This is a genomic window from Stenotrophomonas sp. YJH_SMC_10 (assembly GCF_059371555.1).
This window is the reverse complement of sequence record NZ_JCAFUS010000003.1, coordinates 301,584-320,089: the sequence shown is the minus strand read 5'-3', so window position 1 is coordinate 320,089 and position 18,506 is coordinate 301,584. Positions and strand designations below refer to the sequence as shown.

17 protein-coding genes are annotated in these 18,506 nt (G+C 67.7%); 12 read left to right on the top strand and 5 right to left on the bottom strand.

Features of this window, described 5'->3' with window-relative positions; translation table 11 throughout:
- The first annotated feature begins 143 nt into the window (after window positions 1–143).
- The 10 genes from AC5P9C_RS07120 to AC5P9C_RS07075 all read left to right on the top strand — a co-directional run bounded on the left by AC5P9C_RS07120 (window position 144) and on the right by AC5P9C_RS07075 (window position 11,587).
- Window positions 144–1,070 (top strand): LysR family transcriptional regulator, encoded by a 927-nt coding sequence (locus tag AC5P9C_RS07120; RefSeq protein ID WP_049467039.1) that lies wholly within the window; start codon window positions 144–146, stop codon window positions 1,068–1,070.
- A gap of 128 nt (window positions 1,071–1,198) precedes the next feature.
- The gene (locus AC5P9C_RS07115) at window positions 1,199–1,702 is read left to right on the top strand and encodes an RNA polymerase sigma factor (RefSeq protein WP_103282241.1); all 504 of its coding nucleotides are present in this window, start codon (window positions 1,199–1,201) and stop codon (window positions 1,700–1,702) included.
- A gap of 82 nt (window positions 1,703–1,784) precedes the next feature.
- Window positions 1,785–2,738 (top strand): FecR family protein, encoded by a 954-nt coding sequence (locus AC5P9C_RS07110; protein ID WP_343543624.1) that lies wholly within the window; start codon window positions 1,785–1,787, stop codon window positions 2,736–2,738.
- Window positions 2,739–2,920: 182 nt separating this feature from the next.
- Complete coding sequence (locus AC5P9C_RS07105) at window positions 2,921–6,046, top strand: TonB-dependent receptor (protein ID WP_414615012.1); 3,126 nt, start codon at window positions 2,921–2,923, stop codon at window positions 6,044–6,046.
- Between the two features lie 52 nt (window positions 6,047–6,098).
- Complete coding sequence (locus tag AC5P9C_RS07100) at window positions 6,099–6,863, top strand: Slam-dependent surface lipoprotein (protein WP_049467045.1); 765 nt, start codon at window positions 6,099–6,101, stop codon at window positions 6,861–6,863.
- A gap of 87 nt (window positions 6,864–6,950) precedes the next feature.
- Window positions 6,951–8,405: a surface lipoprotein assembly modifier gene (locus AC5P9C_RS07095; protein ID WP_343541322.1), complete on the top strand. Its 1,455-nt coding sequence runs from the start codon at window positions 6,951–6,953 to the stop codon at window positions 8,403–8,405.
- A gap of 136 nt (window positions 8,406–8,541) precedes the next feature.
- Window positions 8,542–8,946 carry a response regulator gene (locus AC5P9C_RS07090; RefSeq protein ID WP_049467048.1) on the top strand — a complete coding sequence of 135 codons (405 nt, stop codon included), beginning with the start codon at window positions 8,542–8,544 and terminating at the stop codon, window positions 8,944–8,946.
- Window positions 8,947–8,955: 9 nt separating this feature from the next.
- Window positions 8,956–10,542 (top strand): sensor histidine kinase, encoded by a 1,587-nt coding sequence (locus AC5P9C_RS07085; protein ID WP_343541324.1) that lies wholly within the window; start codon window positions 8,956–8,958, stop codon window positions 10,540–10,542.
- A 70-nt stretch (window positions 10,543–10,612) separates the two neighbouring features.
- Complete coding sequence (locus AC5P9C_RS07080; RefSeq protein WP_049467051.1) at window positions 10,613–10,954, top strand: type II toxin-antitoxin system prevent-host-death family antitoxin; 342 nt, start codon at window positions 10,613–10,615, stop codon at window positions 10,952–10,954.
- Between the two features lie 3 nt (window positions 10,955–10,957).
- Entirely contained in the window at window positions 10,958–11,587 is a 630-nt protein-coding gene (locus tag AC5P9C_RS07075) for an ATPase (protein ID WP_074725251.1), read from the top strand.
- A 95-nt stretch (window positions 11,588–11,682) separates the two neighbouring features.
- Here AC5P9C_RS07075 and proP read toward each other — a convergent pair whose 3' ends face one another.
- On the bottom strand, window positions 11,683–13,170 hold the full coding sequence (gene proP / locus AC5P9C_RS07070; RefSeq protein ID WP_049467055.1) for a glycine betaine/L-proline transporter ProP: 1,488 nt from the start codon (window positions 13,168–13,170) through the stop codon (window positions 11,683–11,685).
- A gap of 261 nt (window positions 13,171–13,431) precedes the next feature.
- On the bottom strand, window positions 13,432–13,560 hold the full coding sequence (locus AC5P9C_RS07065) for a hypothetical protein (protein WP_259344776.1): 129 nt from the start codon (window positions 13,558–13,560) through the stop codon (window positions 13,432–13,434).
- 180 nt (window positions 13,561–13,740) lie between these two features.
- Here AC5P9C_RS07065 and AC5P9C_RS07060 point away from each other — a divergent pair, with 180 nt between their 5' ends.
- Together AC5P9C_RS07060 and AC5P9C_RS07055 are read left to right on the top strand one after the other, a co-directional pair.
- Window positions 13,741–14,157: a host attachment family protein gene (locus tag AC5P9C_RS07060; protein ID WP_014037377.1), complete on the top strand. Its 417-nt coding sequence runs from the start codon at window positions 13,741–13,743 to the stop codon at window positions 14,155–14,157.
- A gap of 5 nt (window positions 14,158–14,162) precedes the next feature.
- Window positions 14,163–14,486 (top strand): thioredoxin family protein, encoded by a 324-nt coding sequence (locus tag AC5P9C_RS07055; RefSeq protein ID WP_343541329.1) that lies wholly within the window; start codon window positions 14,163–14,165, stop codon window positions 14,484–14,486.
- Window positions 14,487–14,545: 59 nt separating this feature from the next.
- On the opposite strand, the gene AC5P9C_RS07050 is transcribed toward AC5P9C_RS07055, so the two are convergent.
- From AC5P9C_RS07050 to AC5P9C_RS07040, 3 genes are all read right to left on the bottom strand, one after another.
- Entirely contained in the window at window positions 14,546–14,788 is a 243-nt protein-coding gene (locus AC5P9C_RS07050; RefSeq protein ID WP_049439420.1) for a hypothetical protein, read from the bottom strand.
- Window positions 14,789–15,205: 417 nt separating this feature from the next.
- On the bottom strand, window positions 15,206–17,212 hold the full coding sequence (locus AC5P9C_RS07045; protein WP_343541331.1) for an autotransporter family protein: 2,007 nt from the start codon (window positions 17,210–17,212) through the stop codon (window positions 15,206–15,208).
- A 1,075-nt stretch (window positions 17,213–18,287) separates the two neighbouring features.
- The gene (locus AC5P9C_RS07040) at window positions 18,288–18,458 is read right to left on the bottom strand and encodes a hypothetical protein (protein WP_343541332.1); all 171 of its coding nucleotides are present in this window, start codon (window positions 18,456–18,458) and stop codon (window positions 18,288–18,290) included.
- Window positions 18,459–18,506 lie beyond the last annotated feature (48 nt).

The following is an 18,506-nucleotide window of genomic DNA, read 5'->3' as shown; positions in this document are numbered from 1 at the left end:
TCCTGGCCGGGGCTGCCGGCCGCTGTTGTTCGTTGCGAAGACGATATCGGTGCAACAATGGGCCCGGTAGGCGTCAATAGTTGCCGACATAGTCCTATACGGTGAACAATGGCAGCAGGCCGTCCGCCGCAGGAGATCGCCTCGTGTTCATCGCAGATATCCGCCGTTGTGACCTCAACGACCTGTTCTACTTCGCCATGGTGGTCGAGCACGGCGGCTTCTCGCAGGCTGGCCGGGCGCTGGCCATGCCGAAGTCGAAACTGAGCCGGCGCATCGCGCTGCTGGAGGAACGGCTGGGCGTGCGCCTGATCCAGCGTTCGACCCGGCGTTTCTCGGTCACCGAGGTCGGCCAGGACTATTACCGCCACTGCAAGGCCATGCTGGTCGAGGCCGAAGCGGCTGAAGAGGCCATTGCGATGTCACGCGCCGAGCCGCGCGGCACGATCCGCCTGGCGTGCCCGATCGCGATCCTGCATGCGCGCATCGGCACGATGCTGGCCGATTTCCTCGCCCTGCACCCGCAGGTGACGGTGCAGCTGGACGCCACCAACCGGCGCGTGGACGTGGTGGGCGAGGGCGTGGACGTGGCGATCCGGGTGCGGCCGCCACCCTTGGAGGACAGTGACCTGGTGGTGCGCGTGCTGGCGCGCCGGGCCTGGTGCACCAGTGCCAGCCCGGCGCTGCTGCAGCGGCTGGGCACGCCGCAGGTGCCGGCCGACCTGGCGATGATGCCGACCGTCGATCTGGCATCGCCCAGCCAGCAGCATGCCTGGGAATACACCGGGCCGGGCGAGGTGCTGGCCAGCGTGCACCATCGCCCGCGGCTGGTCAGCGATGACATGATCGCGTTGCGCACCGCCGCGGTGGCCGGGGTGGGCGTGCTGATGCTGCCGCGGATGATGATCAGCGACGAGCTGGCCAGTGGCGCGCTGGTGCCGGTGCTGCCGGAATGGGTGCCCAGGCACGGCATCGTGCACGCGGTGTTCCCGTCGCGACGCGGTCTGTTGCCTGCGGTGCGTGCGCTGATCGATTACCTCGCCGAACGCTTCGAGGCGCTGGAGGAACCGTAGATCCTCTCCACGCCGTGCGTGGATGGTGCTTTCGTGGCGCGGCTTGCCGCCTGCGGCCGCACAGCCCACAATCCACGTCCGGACCGCCGCCATCACGCCCATCATTCCCCGGTCCGGCCTTGGCACCTATGTCTCCCAATGCCCTGGCGCTGGTCGAGCTGCTGATCCGCGAGCGCCGTGCGTTGTCCCGCTTCATCGCGCGCTACCTCGACCCGGCCAGCACCGAGGACACCCTGCAGAACCTGTACCTGAAGGCCAGCAGCGTGCCCGGCGATCCGCCCATCCTGGAGCCGCGCGGCTATCTGTACCGGATGGCCTACCACCACGCGCTCAACCGCAGCCAGGCCGACGCCCGCGAGCGCCGGGCCATGGCCGAGTACGCCGTCGACATGGCCGAGGCCCGTGGTGATGGCGAGGCGCAGGCGCTGGACCAGGCCCAGCTGCGCGAGATCACCCAGACCATCCTGGCCCTGCCGGCACAGGTGCGCGAGTGCTTCGTGCTCAACCGCTACCTGGGCCTGAGCGAGCGCGAAATCGCGGCGCGCCTGGGAATCTCCAAGAGCCTGGTCGGCAAGCATGTGCTGCGCGCAGCGCTGCTGATCCAGCAACAGCAGCGGGGAATGGGCCGATGAGCGGCGATTGCCGTGGGCAGATCGTGCCCGCCGTTGTCACAACAGGAAAGCGCACCCGTTCGCGGTGCGGCAGGCCACAACCATGACCACGTCCGAACCCTCGCCGCGGCAGGCCAGGCAGGCGTTGCGCTGGGTGATACGGTGCAGTGCAGGTCCGCTGCCGGAACGCCAGCAACGAATCCTGCAGCGCTGGCTGCAGGCCGATCCCCGCCATGCGCTGGCGTGGCGCCAGCAGCAGGCCTTCTGGCTGCGGCTGGACGCTGCCGGGCCCGAAGTGCTGGCCGCGCTGCCCGAACTGACCACCGATCGGCAAGGGCTGCGTCCGATCGCACCGCGCCGCCGGCTGCCGTGGCGGCTGGCCAGCGCAGCGGTGGTGGTGCTGATGGTCGCGGCCGCGCCCCACGCATTGCTGCTTGCGCGCAGCGACCTGCGCAGCAGCACTGCGCCGCGCGTGGTGCAGCTGGACGACGGCAGCACGGCGGCACTCGATGCCGGCACCGCGCTGGCACTCGCGTTCGATGGCCAGCAGCGGCGCGTGCGCCTGCTGCGCGGGCAGGCCTGGTTCCAGGTGGCGCATGAGCAGCGGCCGTTCCAGGTCGAGGCTGGCGGTGGCCGGATCCGCGATATCGGTACGGCGTTCAGCGTGTCGATGCGGGACGCCACGATCACCACCGAAGTCAGCGAGGGCATGGTCGATGTGCGCCCGGGCGATGGCAGCGTGCAGCGCCTGCGCGCCGGGCAGGCACGGGCGTTCCGTGACGGGCGCTGGCTGCAGCCGCTGCAGCCAGCGCCGGAGGCGATGGCGCCGTGGCGTCGCGGTGAGGTGGTCATCGACGATCTGCCCGCTGCGCAGGCCATCACCGACCTCGGCCGCTACCGGCGTGCCCCGGTCTGGGTGCTGGGCGGCCAGAGCGCCCGCGTGCGGGTCAGTGGCCTGTTCCATCTGCAGCAGCCGGACACGGCCATCGACGCCGTGGCCGCGCAGGCGGGACTGCGCGTGCAGCGCTTGCCCGGCGGTGCGTTGCTGGTGTGGTGAAGCACTCGCGGAGCACGCATGAACCGGTCGCACGAAAAAAACATGAAAAAACCGTGGGCAGTCGCCGTACCCCGCTGTCTATAGAGGTATAGCCAGAGCGAAACAGCGTTTCTCCTCAAGCCAGACGCACCACCGGCACGGGACGTGCCCGTGGTCCCGCCCCGCTTGAGGAGTTCCTGTCCATGCCGTCCACGGCATCTGCCTGTCATCGCCGCGCCACTGTCTTGGCCTTGGCCATCTCCACCGCAGTGCTGCCGATGGCCTGGGTGCCGAGCGCGCAGGCGCAAGCGGCGGTGGCCGCACCGCTGCGCAGCTACGCCATCCCGGAACAACCGCTGGCCGATGCCGTGCGCAGCTTTGGCCGCCAGGCCGATGTGCAGGTGGTGTTCCGTAGTGACCTGGTGGAAGGGCGTCGTTCCAGCGCGGTGAACGGCGAGTACAGCCAGATGCAGGCCCTGCAACAGCTGCTGCGCGGCAGTGGCGTGCGCGCGCAGCGCGGCCTGGACGGTACCTGGAGCCTGCGCGCCGCAGCGGCGGCGGACGGGGATGGGGAAGGGGAAGGGGTGCGGGTGACCGAGACACTGGATGTGGCCGGTCGCCTGCAGTCGGACGGGGGTGAGGCCCGCGATCGGCGCGGCTACGACGATGTGTTCGCACTGGACATGACCACGGCGTATTCGGGGCGCGACCGGGTGGAGCGCTACCGCGGCGCCAATCCGGCCGACGTGGTCAAGGATCTGGTCGGTGTGTTCAGCGGCGATGCGCGCAACAGCGGCGCGCTGGACATCAACATCCGCGGCATCCAGGGGCCGGGGCGGGTGCCGGTCAGCATCGACGGTGGCGAGCAGGCGTTGACCGTGTGGCGCGGCTACAACGGCGTCAGCAACCGCAACTACATCGATCCCAACCTGATAGGTGGCATCCAGGTCATCAAGGGGCCAGGGCTGGTGCGCGATGTGCACAGCGGGATCGGTGGCGCGCTGGTGATCAAGACCATCGACGTCGATGACATCGTGGAAGCCGGTGAGCGCTTCGGCGGGGAGCTGAAGATCGAAGGCAGCAGCAATGCGGTGGCGCCACGCCTGCCGCGGCTGCATACCGGCGAGGACTACCGCACGGTGCCCGGGTTCCCGCAGGGCTCGCCCTCGGCGCCGTATGCCGACAGCACGCTGCTGGTGCCGGTGAAGTCGCGGGGTTCCGAAACCAATGTGTTCGCCGGGGAAGACCAGGCCTGGCGGCTGGCGCTGGGCCTGCGCGGCGAGCATGTGGACCTGATGGCGGCCTATGCCTGGCGCAAGCGCGGCAATTACTTCTCCGGCACCCGCGGCGCGGCCTACTACGACCAGGAGCCACGCGAGCAGTTCGAGTACAAGGGCCTGGACTACATCACCACGCTGGCGCGCTACTTCAAGCCCGGCGACGAGGTGCCCAACACCTCCAGCGAACAGGAATCGTGGCTGCTGAAGGCGACCTGGCAGATCAACGATGACCAGCAGCTGCGCGCGACCTGGCGGCGTACGCTCTCCCACTACGGCGAGATCATGCCCTCGCGCATCCTGTCTGCGCCCGACTACGGCCGCATCCAGTGGCCGCTGAGCCGCGTCGATGCCGATGCCTGGAACCTGGAATACCACTGGCAGCCCGCCGGCAGCCGCTGGCTGGACCTGCGTGCCAACCTGTGGCGCACCGAAACTACCAGCGATACCTACACCGCTGGCGGCTTCCCCAATTTTGCCAGCAACCCCGACTGGAACCCCGGCAGCAGCCCGATCCTGCGCAATACCGCGCTGGCCAATGCCCGCAACGACCGCACCGGCCTGACCCTGAGCAACCGCTTCGCGTTGCATTCCACCCTGGACCTGACCGTGGGCGGCAACTGGCAGTTCGAGAAACTGCGCTCGGCGGACCCGTACTTCGGGGTCAGCGATGGCTGGCGCATGTACCCGCGCGCCGGGCGCCGCCAGGAAGGCGAGGGCTATCTGGTGCTGGACTGGCGGCCGGTGGATTTCCTCTCCCTGAGCGCCGGCGTGCGCTACGCGCGCTATTGGGCCTTCGATGATTTCCTGCAGGAACACCCGGAGCTGATGACCACCTCGGTGTTCCCCAGGGAGGCCCGCTACCGGGTCAACGAACTGCCCGAACGCCCGGCCAGCCTGCAGGGCGAGATCGACGCCATCGAGTCGCAGCGCGAGTTCTGGGACAGCATCGGCATGGGCTTCATCGTCGATGATCTGCTCAAGGGCCTGCTGAGCAGGTACGAGACGCCGGTGGCGGTGGAGCACAGCATTCCCTGGCTGCCGGATGCAGACGGCAACTACCGCCGTGCCAGCAACCCCTGCCTGAATGGCGAGGTGGCGGCCATTCCCGGGCTGTTGCCGGTGCAGGGCGCGCAGATCCTGTGCAGCATCCAGAGCGGGCGGCCGCAGACGGTATCCGGGCGCAATGAGCGCAGGCGCGACCATGCCTGGTTGCCGACCTTCTCGGCCACCGCGCATTTCTCGCCCAATGCGCGGGCCTATGTGCGTTACAGCGAGGCGGTGCGTTTCCCCAGCATGTTCGAGAGCACCATCGCGTTCTCCAGCAGCCTGAACCCGCTGTACCCGCTCAAGCCCGAACACGCCTACAACTACGAAGTGGGCTACGTGCACAACCTGTCGGCGCTGTTCGGCAACACCGCCGATGCCGACGTGAAGCTGGCCTACTACGTGCACAAGACCCGCAACGTGATCGAGCGCGACGGCAATTTCCAGTTCGACAACCTGGACAAGCAGCGCATCCGCGGCGTGGAGCTGCAGGCGCGCTTCGACAACCGCCGCATCTTCATCGACCTGGGCATCAGCCGCACGCTGGAAAACAAGGTGTGCGACGAAAGCATGGCGGTGCAGCTCGATGCACTGGCCGGCAAGGTGCCCGACTGCGTGCAGGACGGCTTCGTCAGTGGCTACCTGCTGACCCAGGCCATTCCCCGGTTGTCGGTGAACGGGTCGCTGGGCACCCGGCTGTTCGATGAGCGCCTGGAACTGGGCAGCCGCATCGTGCATTACCAGCGCCACCAGAACCCGGACCTGCAGGCCTATCGCGACCGCCTGTATGGCGGCAGTGGTGGCCTGATCTGGCAGAACGTGCCGTTCACCTGGGGAAACATCACCACCGTCGACGCCTACGCGCGCTGGCGCATCAACGACCACGCCAGCGTCGAGCTGGTCGGGACCAATCTCGGCAACCGCTACTACGTCGACCCGGCCACGCGCTCCACGCTGCCGGCGCCAGGGCGCACGCTGAAGCTCGGTGTCACTGCGCGCTTCTGATCACCTGTTCTGTTGTTGTACCCGTTGTTCCCTCAACCCAAGGAGTAGTTCCATGAAGATGATCTCCCGTTCCGTACTGGCCATGGCCGCCACCTTCGCCCTGGCCGGTGCCGCCCAGGCGGCCGACATCGTCGGTGCGGCCAGCCCGGCCACCGATTCGCAGCTGTACGTCAAGGTCGGTGCCTCCGAAGTCAACGGCGGACCGCACAGCGCAGGCAAGGCCGGCATCGGCGTCGGCACCGTCTCCAACGCCAAGCCGGTCGATTTCCAGGGCCTGTCCGCGTACTCGGCCCCCAGCACCGTGGGCAACGTGACCGTGCGTACGCTGGCCATGCCGATCACCGGCACGCCGGGCAACCATGCCGGCATGGGCCACTTCAACTTCGTCAAGGTGGGCAGTGGCGATGTGTGGTTCGGTGAATGGTCCAAGGATGGCGCTGCGGGTGGCTTCAACAACCGCCAGGTGTACTTCGCCGGCGACCGCGCAGGCACCACGTTGCCCAGCGGCACCGCCACCTACGCGGTCGCCGGCCTGAACAAGTTCAACGGCAGCAACCTGCTCAGCGGCACCTTCGCGGCGGACTTCGGCACTGGCAAGCTGACCGGCGGCCTGGCCGGTGGTGGCCAGACCCTGGCGATCAGCGCCAACATCAACAGCGCCGATGCGTCCTTCGCCGGCACCGCCGTCGCCAACGGTTCGGTCACCGGCAACAGCCAGGGTCAGTTCTTCGGCGCCAACGCCGCCACCCTGGCCGGTATCGCCACGTTCGCCGGCAACAGCCAGTACGACACCGCCTTCGGCGGCAGCAAGAACTGATTGCCACGCCCCTGACGGGGCAGGGCAGGGACAAGCCGCGATCCGCCAGTCCCTGCTTCGGCCCGCTGCATGCACCACGGATCGACCATGCGCCACCCCCTGCTTCCCGTGTTCCTGCTGCTGGCTGCCGCCGACGTGCGCGCCCAGCAGGACGACCTCCGCCGCGTGCTCGAACAGGGCAGCGAACTGCGCCACCAGCAGCAGGACCAGCAGCGCCTGCAGCAGGCCGAATCGCAACGGCCGACGCTCACCCTCGATGGCCAGACCGTGCGGGAGGAGCGCACCGTCGATGATCTCGGGCAGGCGCTGTACCTGTCGCTGCAGCACCGGCAGTGGCAGGCCGCCGCGGCATTCCTGGCCGAGTACATCGAGCTTCCCGGGCACGATCCGCTGCTGCGCCGCTATGCGCAGGGTGCGTTGGCCCGCGTCGCCGGTGACCATTCGCGCGCCGCACAGGAGTACGAAGCACTGCTGGCCGCGCAGCCGGACTTCCTGCCCGCCCGCCTTGAACTGGCGCGTGTCTATGCCGAAGACCAGCGTGATCGCGATGCGGTGGCATTGTTCGGTGCAATCAAGGCCGGTATCGACAGCAACGATCCGGCCACCGCAGGTGTGCGCGCACGCGTGGACAGCTATCTGGACGCGTTGCAGGCACGCAGGCGCTGGAAGGGTTCGGTCGCCGCCGGGCCTGCATGGAGCGACAACATCAACCGCAGTTCGGCCAGCCGCACGTGCCTGTTCGGTGTCGGCGACACCTGCCTGATCGAACGCACGCTGCCCGAAGCGCAGCGCGCCACCGGCCTGGACTACGACGCCAACCTGGAACGGCGCTGGGCGCTGGCCGGCCATCATGGGCTGTACGTGCGCGGGCTGGCGTTCGGCCAGGCCTGGCGTGGCTACAGTGCATACAACGAGCTCAACGCCAGCGTGCAGGCCGGCTACAGCTGGCGCAGTGCACGGCACACCCTGCAGCTGGCGCCGAGCTATGACTACCAGGCGCTGGGCAACCATGCCCTGCAGGGCGGCAGTGGCGTGCACGGCGAATGGCAGTACGCGCTGGACGCGCGCAGCCTGCTCAAGCTGGAGGCCGACTGGAAACGCCAGCGCTACCGGCGGCCGGGCCTGGCCGACAACTACGATGGCGAACTGGCGGCGCTGTATGCCACCGGGTTCCGCGCGCTCAACCCGCGCTGGACCCTGTTCGCGGGCGTGGACCTGACCGACAGCAGCGCTGCCGACCCGGCCAACGGCTACCGCCAGCGCGGCGTGCGGATGGGCGCAGCCCGTCAGTGGCGGGGTACCACGGCCACGGTGTTCATCTCCCTGCGCCACCGCGATTACGCGGCCTGGAGCCCATTGCTGGAGGCGCGCCGGCAGGACGAAGAACAGACCCTGATCGCCATCGTGCGCAGCGAGCGGCTGGCGGTGGCCGGGCTGGTCCCCAGCCTCAGCCTGCGCTATGCCCGCATCGACAGCAACGTCGGCTGGCTGTACAGCCACGACCGCAGCCTGCTCAGCCTGAAATGGGAGCGCGCGTTCTGAAGACGCCGTCGCAAGGCCGGAGTGAACAGGTCGTGGCCGCGATCTTCATCGATCATCACGCGCCCTTGTAGCCCGATTCGCGCATCCTGCAGGCGTTGCGGCAGAGGTACGCCGCGTGTATCGAGGAGCGCGGGTCGTGCTGGAAGCGGGCAACAAGCCAGAGGGCCTGAAAGGGCTGCGAGTGCTGGTGGCGGAAGATGAATTCGCCATCGCGATGTTCCTGGTGGACTATCTGGAACTGAAAGGAGCGCAGGTGGTGGGACCGGCCGGTGACCTGCAGGCGCTGGGGCGTCTGGTCGATGAGCACCCCATCGATGTCGCCCTGCTGGACATCAACCTGGGGGGAGAACTGGTCTACCCCTTGGCCGATCGCCTGGCGGAAGCCGGCACGCCGTTCATGTTGACCTCCGGCTACGATGACAATCTGCCCAGCCGCTTCGCTGGCGCGCCCCGCTGTACCAAGCCCTATCACATCGAGGCGCTGGTGCAGCAGCTGGCACGGCTGGTGGCACGCCCGCAGGCGGCTGCGGGCATCGCCTGATTGCGCGGCATGTCACGCCGCATCGAGGGTCTCCAGGCCGTTGAGCGCCCGGCGGGCATGCCGCCGTCGCTGCAGGCGCATGCGCGCCATGACGGCATGGCCGCCCGAATTGCCCGCCACGACTGGTCAGGCACGCCGCTGGGGGCGATCGAGCAATGGCCGCCGCACCTGCGCGCCACCGTCGACCTGATGCTGGCCCACGGCTTCCCGATGATCGTGCTGTGGGGCGAGCAGCTGGTGCAGCTCTACAACGATGGCTATGCCGAGATCCTCGCCGACAAGCATCCGGGCGGGCTTGGCCAGCCCACGCGCGAGTGCTGGCCTGAGGTCTGGCACATCAACGGCCCGATCTACCAGCGGGTGTGGCAGGGCGAGACCATCACCTATGAGGACAAGCTCTATCCGCTGGCGCGGCGGGGACGGTTGGAGGATGTCTGGTTCACCATCACCTATAGCCCCATCCGCGGTGAGGAAGGGCGCATCAACGGCGTGCTGGTGACCATGTTCGAGACAACGGCGGCGCATGTCGCGCAGGCCGCCCGTGAACGCGAGGAGCAGAAGCGCCGGGAGAGCGACCGCCGCCTGGCGCTGGCGTTCAAGGTGCTGCCGGTAGGGGTCTGCATTGTCGACGCCGAAGGCCGCCTGCAACTGTCCAACGACCGCATGCGGACCTATCTGCCCACCGGCAAGGTGCCGTACACCGATCGCCCCAACCACTACCGCTGGCAGGGATGGCACCCCGACGGCTCGCCCATCGAACCCCATGATTTCGCCATCGCCCGCGCCCTGCGGGGGGAGACGGTGGTCCCTGGCCTGGAGTTCCAGTTCATCCATGACGACGGGCGCGCCCGCTGGACACGCGTCGCCGCTGCGCCGCTGCGCGATGCAGACGGCGAGGTGACCGGGGTGTTCGCCATTGCGGTGGATATCGACGACCTCAAGCGCGCCACCGAGCGCCAGGCGGTGCTGCTGGCGGAGCTGCAGCACCGGGTCCGCAACATCATGTCCACCATCCATGCCCTTGCCTGGCGGACGCGCAGCACCGTGGCCAGCGTGGACGAGTACGCCGAGCGGCTGTGCGGGCGGTTGATGTCGCTGGCGCGCACTCAGAGCCTGCTGACCCGCGGCGGCAATGCCGGGGTCTGCCTGCGCGGGATGATCGAAGAGGAAGTGTCGGCGCAGATGCCGGGCACGGGCCTGTGCGAGCTGCACGGTGAAGACGTGCTGCTGCCACCGAAAGCGGCCGAGGTGCTGTCGTTGGCCATCCATGAGCTGGCGAGCAACGCGCTGCGCTATGGCGCGGCCGCGCGCGAGGCGGGGCGGATCGAGGTGTCCTGGCATCTCCAGGTGCAGGACGCCGAACCGTGGCTGGGCCTGCACTGGTGCGAGCGCCATGCCGACGTGGAGGGCTGGGAAATGCCACGCCAGCGCGGCCTGGGCCGGGCGCTGATCGAGCAGCGCGTGCCGTACGAGCTGGCCGGTAGCGGCGAACTGCGCTTTGGCCCGCAGGGGCTCGATGCCTGGATCCGCTTCCCGCTGCGCGAGCGCGACAGCCTGCTGCAGACCGATGCCCCGGAAGCGGGATCATCGGGCTGAAAAGGGGATTTATCCCCAATTTGGCCAAATTGGGTATAGTGGGGTCGTCCACCCCGCCTGGAGCGATGCCATGACCCTGCCACTGGATCTACCTGGCCTTGAGAAGGCCCCGGCCTCGTCGGTGAAGACCCGGGGCTGGCCGAGCCTGATGCGCACCGTGCGCGAGAAGCAGGCGCTGGTCATCACCAACCACAATCACCCGGAAGCGGTGATCGTGGACATCCGCACCTACCAGGAGCTGCTGGCCAAGGCCGCTGGCGGTGATGCCGGCGAGCGCAACGAAGAACTGCAGCGCCTGCGCAGCGAGTTCGACCAGACCCTGGCCGGCCTGCAGCAGGGGGCGGGGCTGGCCAAGGTGCTGGGACAGCCGATCCGGCGCGGCGGCAAGGTCACCCTCGGCCGTCCGCTCTGATCGATGGGACGCATCCTGGCGCTGGCCGGCGTCAATGGCGCCGGCAAAAGTTCGTTGCTGGGTACCTGGCTGAACGCCGAAGGGCTGGGCTGGTTCAACCCGGATTCCTTCACCCGCCGCCTCGTCAATGCCGGCTGGCCGCTGCCGGAGGCGAACGCCGAGGCCTGGCAGGAAGGCGCCCGCCGCCTGCGCCAGGCCATGGCCGATGGCACCGACTTCGCCTTCGAGACCACGCTGGGGGGCAACACCATCCCGCGCCTGCTGCGCGAGGCGTGCGACCACCACCACGTGGCCATCTGGTTCTGTGGCCTGGCCAACGTCGAGCTGCATATCGCCCGCGTTGCCGCGCGGGTCGCCGCCGGTGGCCATGACATTCCAGTGGAGAAGATCCACGCGCGCTTCGATTCGGCGCGCGCGAACCTGCTGGAGCTGCTGCCGCACCTGGCCGAGCTGCATGTCTACGACAACAGCGCGCCGGCCGATGCCGACGGCTGCGTGGTGCCGCTGCCGGTACTGGCCATGGCCGCGGGCGAACTGCAGTACCCGATTGCGGTAGCCGACCTGCTGCACACGCCCGGCTGGGCCAAGCCCATCGTGATGCGCGCGATGGCGTTGAACACCCGGGGTGATTGATGTCGCACGGGGCGTCGCGCCGGGCCCTTGCCCGGCGGATCCCCGAAAGGCAGCCGGGCGCGGGCTCGGCTGTACAGCGCGGGTCCCGCCGAGCCTCAGGCCGGCTTCACCTGCTCGGCCTCTGAAGCCTCCGGCAGCGGCGGCAAGGTCGGGTCCACCGTCACCGGCACATCGCTCTTCAACAGCGCAGCCGCTTCCCGTTCACTGCCGACCGCCGGCGGTGAACCGCGCAGCGGCAGGCCGGCGGTCTCTTTCACGAACAGCATCGTCACCAGCCCGATCACCGCCGCGCCCATCAGGTAATAGGCCGGCACCAGCGGGTCGCCGGTGCGTTCCACCAGCCACGCGGTCACCAGCGGCGTGGTGCCACCGAACAGCGACACCGACACGTTGAAGGCGATCGACAGCGCGCTGTAGCGCACCGGGGTGTAGAACAGCGCCGGCAGCGTGGACGGCATCGAGCTGGTGAAGCACACCAGCGCCAGCCCCAGCAGCATCAGGCCGAGGAAGATCAGCCCGTCGCTGCCGCTGCCGACCAGCAGCAGGCACGGAATGGCCAGCACCAGCAGCGCGATGCACGCACCGATGATCATCGGGCGCCGGCCCAGCCGGTCACTGAACAGGCCGCCGACGATGTTCAGCGGCATCATCACCAGCATCACGATGATGATCAGCAGCAGGCCCTTGCTCTCGGCGTAGCCCATGGTGACGCTGAGGTAGCTGGGCATGTAGGTCAGCAGCATGTAGTCGGTGACGTTGAACACCAGCACCAGGCCCATGCACACCAGCAGCTGGCGGCCATGCACCTGGAACAGCGCGCCCAGCCCCGGCCGCTCGTGCTCACGCTTCTCGGCTTCCTCGGCGAAGGCGCGGAACGCCGGGGTTTCCTCGAGCTTCATGCGCATGTACAGGCCGAGCAGGCCCAGCGGGCCGGCCACCAGGAACGGAATGCGCCAGCCCCAGTCCAGCATCTGCCCGCTGCTCAGCAGCATGTGCAGCGCGGTGACGGTACCGGCGCCAGCGATGTAGCCGCCCAGCGTGCCGAACTCCAGCCAGCTGCCCATCAGGCCGCGGTTGCGGTCGGTGGAATACTCGGCGATGAAGGTGGCCGCGCCGCCGTACTCGCCGCCGGTGGAGAAGCCCTGCACCACGCGCGCCAGCAGCAACAGCACCGGCGCCCAGATGCCGATGCGCTCGTAGGCGGGAATCAGGCCGATCGAAAAGGTGCCCAGCGCCATCAGGATCATGGTGAAAGCCAGCACTTTCTGGCGGCCGTAACGATCACCCAGCGGGCCGAACACCAGGCCGCCCAGCGGCCGCACCAGGAACGCCACGGTGAAGGTGGCGAACGCGGCGATCACCTGCGCGGTGGGATTGCTGGACGGGAAGAACACCTGGCCGATGGTGACGGCCAGGTAGCCGTAGACACCGAAGTCGAACCACTCCATGGCATTGCCGAGTGCGGCCGCGCCGACGGCGCGCTTGAGCATGGGCTTGTCTACGACGGTGATCTCATCGACCTTCAGGTGGCGGCGGCGCTTGAACCAGCCGAAATGGGCATGTGCATCGGGGGTGTCCTGCATGGGGGCTCCCTTGTGGGCAGAAGAGGGGAAATGAGCGGTGAGGTAGGTCCCGGAAATCGGAAACGGCGATGCAGGCGCAGGTGGCGCAGGGGCATCGGTGAGTGGCGTGGGGGGCCGGGGAATGTGTGCAGGCACGACGCCACGCGCACGGCAACGCACCGCCGCAACGGCGGAAACGCAGCAACGGGATCACAGCGGTCGCGCAGTCAGCGGCCGGAGGTCACAGCAGCGTGGGGCGTGCAGGCCGAGGGCCTGCGGGCGTCATCCGCCAGGATCCAGCGCGAGGCGGTGGAACGGCAGGGCGGGAGCGATCGTGGCAAGCGAAGCGCCGGTCGGCAGTGCTTCCCACGTAACAGGTGCGCCCGTCACGTAGTGGGTCGTGTCGATCATCCGTTCATCATAACGGCATCGGCGTGAGCATGCAGCGAAGCGGACTGATCTGTACGCTGTGTTCCATGGCGCCTGTTCATCCGCGCAGCGTGCAATGACATGCGTTGAACGAACTCTGGCCGCAGCGCTCACGCCACGCTGTCTACGGTAGCGCCGAACGCAATCGAGAAGGAGCATCGCATGACCCGTCGCATTCCCGAAGGCACGCTGATCATCGTCGCCGATGGTGGTTCGGCCCGCGTGTTCACCAACGTCGGCAGCGAACATCAGCTGGCGTTGAAGCAGGAAGGTGAGCTGCGCCTGCAGGACATCAGCGAGCAGGGCGTCTCTGGTCAGGGCCCGGCCGGCGCGGTGCCGAAGGACATGTCCATTTCGCAGCTCAACGAGGCGACGTTCGCCAAGCAGGTGGCCGAGCAGTTGAACGAAGATGCGCTCAACAACCGCTATGCACACCTGGTGCTGGTGGCAGACCCGACCACGCTGGGCCGCATCCGCCCGCTGCTGCACAAGGAAGTCCAGGCGCGCCTGCTGGGCGATATTGCCAAGGACCTGACCAACGCCCCGCTGGCGGATATCCAGAAAGCGTTGGCGGCGTAACCGGCATGCCGTTCATGCGTGACTACCCGGCGGCCGAGCCCACTGGCGCGGACGTGGAAGCTCAGGCGGGCTGGCAGCTGCTGGAGTTTGGTGCACCCTGGTGTGGCCATTGCCAGGCCGCCCAGCCCGCACTCCAGGCATTCGTGGATGCCCACGATCTGGTGCATTGGAAGATCGAGGATGGCAAGGGAAAGCCGCTGGGGCGTGCGTTCAAGGTAAAACTGTGGCCCACCGTGGTGCTGCTGCATGACGGCCAGGAAGTGGCGCGCGTGGTGAGGCCGGTCGACAGCGCCGACCTCGCCACCTTGCAGGGCGCATTGCCCGATTGAAGGCAGCAATCGCTGCGTGCGGTGCGCACGGCGCCGAGCAGGCTCGGCTGCAGGGCAGCCTAGTGATAGGTCACCTTTTCCGCTTCCGCACGCAGCTTCTGCAGCAACGACCGGCCATGCTGGCTCAGCATGACCATCGCATTGGCGATCTGCCTGGCGTCGTAGCCCATCGGCGCGGGCGGCTTCGGCTCGGGGCCGTACTGTTCGCCGATGAGGATGGCCATGCCTTCGGCACTGTTGAGGGCGTGTTCGATGCGCTGGAACAGCGACTCCATGGCCGGGCTGAGCGGACGTTGGGTCATGCGGGAACTCCTTCGGAAGCGAGGGCCACCGCAAGGGTGGCGGGCGGTGCGAGGTTGGAACTTCGGCTGAGCTACGAGAAAAGCCGGAGGGCCATGCGGCCGCCGCACACCGCCCGCCGTAGTTACGGCAAGCAGATCTCGTAGCTCAAAACGGGGTTCCAATCCCGGCAGCGGTATGTACGCTGCGGCGCCATCCTGTACGCATCACGACGTGAAACGCTCATTGATGGTTTCTGCCAAACGGGCAGAATCGAAAGGTCATGCCACTCACCGCGATGGGTCCCGGTAAATAAGTGTCGGGCGCGACAATCCCTGTCGCGCCCTTCACGTCGCGGCCGCAGGCTCCAGCCCGACAGCCACACCTTCCGCCTTGATATCAACCCGCAATCGAAGCGACCACGGGCTGAAGGCGACCGATTACCAGCTGTAACTGACACCCAGCTGTGCGCTGGTCTGGTGATAGCCGCTGGCCTTCTGCAGCGACAGCCCGCCCCAGGCGCCGATGCCGTTGGCGAACTTCACCGACGCACCGCCGCTGAACTCGCCTCGGCTGCGAGGGATACGCGCATCGGCGATCTCGTCATCCATGCGGATCCACGATTCGGCGCGGGTATGCAGCCCGTTGGCGGCCAGGTACGGCCGCACCTCGGCGGTACCGTTTCCCCAGCGGGTCACGCCGGACAGGCGCAGGCCTGCACGGCCAAACATGCCATTGGCATTCTCGGTGCTCACCACCGTGCCGTTGGCCTCGGTGTGGCGGTTGCTGTCCCAGCGGCTGTAGCCCACCTGCAGCTGCGGCTCCAGATAGATGCCGCCGTTGCTGGCACCGCCCACACGGAACGCGTAGCCGGTTTCCACCGCACCCTGCCAGGCACGGCTGTCGTAGTGTTCCGTATCCAGGCCGATACCTTCCACGCGGTTGCGGAACTGCGCACGCTGCAACGAGCCGTCCACATAGAAGCCTGCATACGGGTCGGCACCGTTGCCGCCGCGCCAGGTGCCGTAGACGCCCAGCGCCTCGCCCTTCACCTTGCCGCGGGCGTAGTAGCCGGTCAGCGCGTTGGTGGAGGTGCTGCTGGCGTTGCCGCTGGACAGCATCACGCCCACGCTGCTGCCCGAATCGTGACGCCACAGATCGGCGCCGACGGTCAGTGCCTGGCTGTTGCCACGGATGTCGAGCTGGCGGCTGATGGCATCGAAGCCGTTACGCGAACCGTCCACGCGGGCCCAGGCGCGGCCGGAGTTCTGGCCGGCGTTGCGGTCGTGGTAGCCCAGGCGGAACATCGTCTGCGCGGCCTGCAGGTTGGCCAGGTAGGCACCGGGCTCGGGGCGCAGCACCGGGTCGGGGTGGACAGGAGCCAGTGGTTCAACCGGGCTGACCAGAGCAACGGGGTCGGGTGGATCCACCACGCTGCATTCGGGCAGGCTGGAATCGATTGCGCACGGCTCCGGCGTGGCTGGCAGCTGCGAGCGCAGGTACCAGTTGCCATCGGCGCCGGTGCCCTTGTGCAGGAAGTACTCGTACTGGCCGCCCACCGCGCGACCGGCCAGGTTGAACTGGCCATTGGACGCGCCGCCCACCTGGATCAGCTCGATGCCCTTGTCGGTCTGGGCACCGGCGCCGCCGACATTGTTGACGCGAACATTGGCACGGCCGCGGGTATCGCCGCCGATGATCAGCTTGTCGGTGGCCGCATCGTCGCCGGCCAGCACCGTGTTGAACACGATGGTGCCGTCGTTGCCGATGAAGTTGCCGGCCACGTTGAGGGTGTGGAAGGCGGAGCCGTCGCCGAGCGATACCGTGCCGCCATCACCCAGATTCAAGGTCGCCACATCGCTGCGCTTGCTGAGCCGCCAGCGGCCACCCCGGTTGAGCGTCACATCAAACGCGCCGGTTATGCCACCCACCAGTGCGGCATTGTCAATCAATGCAAGCGTGCCGGTGCCGCCTGCATGCGCGCGGATGTCACCGCGCAGTTGACTGTTGCTGACCTCCACATCGGCGTGAACCTTCAGTGTGCTGTCGTAGATGTTGGGCTGGAGGTCGATGAGTATCCCGTTGCCAGCGATCAGCTCGGCGCCATTGCGCAGCGTGATGCCCACCTCGGTGTCGGTCCCGGAAACGTGGCCGACGATGATCGCGCTGTCACGGGTTCCTTCCAGGCGCGAGCCATCCAGCAGCAGGGTGGAGCGGTGTGTACTGAAACCCTCGAATTTGGATGACCCGAGATAGCCCCCGTGGCGGTCACCGCGTACGTAGGATCCGTTCTGGATGATGGCCGCTCCCATCGTTATCCATAGGCCGACGCCTTCATGCGGACGGCTGCCTGCGTTCAGGCCAGCCCTGCCAGTCAGGCTGGAGCCGGAGAGGGTCAGCTGCCCATGGCCAGTGACCAACGCGGCAACACCCAATCCTTCGACCATCGTAGACTCCAGCGTCACCATCGAGGGAGGGGCCGCTGGGACGCGACGGGTAGTATCCAGGATGAGGCCGTACCCTGCGGTACTCCGGATGCTGCTTCGAAGAAAGCTGGCATTGGAATTGGTGATCCGGACCAACGATGCGCGTCGGCTGCCGGATAGTTGAGCACCGGTCGCGGTGAGCGTGCTTTGTCCGTCGAGTCGAACATGCCCGGCAGTTGCGCCAGGGGCCAGGTTCAAGGTGGAAGCGTCCTGGACAATCCAGTCTTCCTTGGCGTCACCTTCGATGACGGTGTGCGTGGCGCCACCTCCCAGGTTTCCGGCGCAGGCAGATGCTGCCATGCCGAGCGAAAGCGTGCTCGCCAGCAGCGCCGATACGGGCAGGGCGGCGGGGCGACTGACCGCATGCTTCATGCGCAACCTCCTGTGGGCCGGCATCCAGGCGCCCCCTCCAAGCGCGATACGTTGGCTGGGAGGATCGGACGCGATCCGGCGCCTTCCTGCATGGGTCGCCCGCTGCAACTGACGCTCAGCTCGGTGCTGGCCTGGGGCCAATCGCCGGCCGGCTGCAGCGCCAGATCGTGCCAGGTGGCACCGCGTCTGCCGACCACGGCTGTGGGCCGGCGCCGGAAGACATGCCAAGCGTCACGCCGATTCGGTGGGGAGCCCGTGCCACGCTGGACAAGCGCGTCGTTTATCAGGAAGAAACGTGGCAGTGCTGCCGCAATGGCAGTAAGGAGGCGACGACGTACCGCGACGTTCATGGCGAAACTCCTGTTGGGATGGATCTTCAGGAAGAGCGCTGCAGGAACGTCGATGGCGTGGATCAAGCGTGCACACAGATGGATGGCTGGAGCCCCTTCCGGCCCGGGCGTTGCAGCGCGTACGCATCGCATTGCGACCCGTCAGGTCGCCGGAGGTTCCGCTGCACCACAATGAGCATGGATACAGTCTGCTGAGCCTGGCCGTGCCGGCATATCCAATTTGTTGCAAAGGCTGTCGGCAGCAGAGCGCACCGCAGCGCCGTCATGCGCGCTGCGATGCCATGGGCAGGGTTCCTTGGCCTGCTGACAATCGCTTACCAGCTGTAACTGACACCCACCTGTGCACTGGCCTGGTGATAGCTACTGGCCTTCTGCAGCGACAGCCCGCTCCAGGCGCCGATGCCGTTGGCGAACTTCACCGACGCACCGCCGCTGAACTCGCCACGGCTGCGCGGGGTGCGCGCATCGGCGATCTCGTCATCCATGCGGATCTGCGATTCGGCGCGGGTATGCAGCCGCTTGGCGGCAAGGTA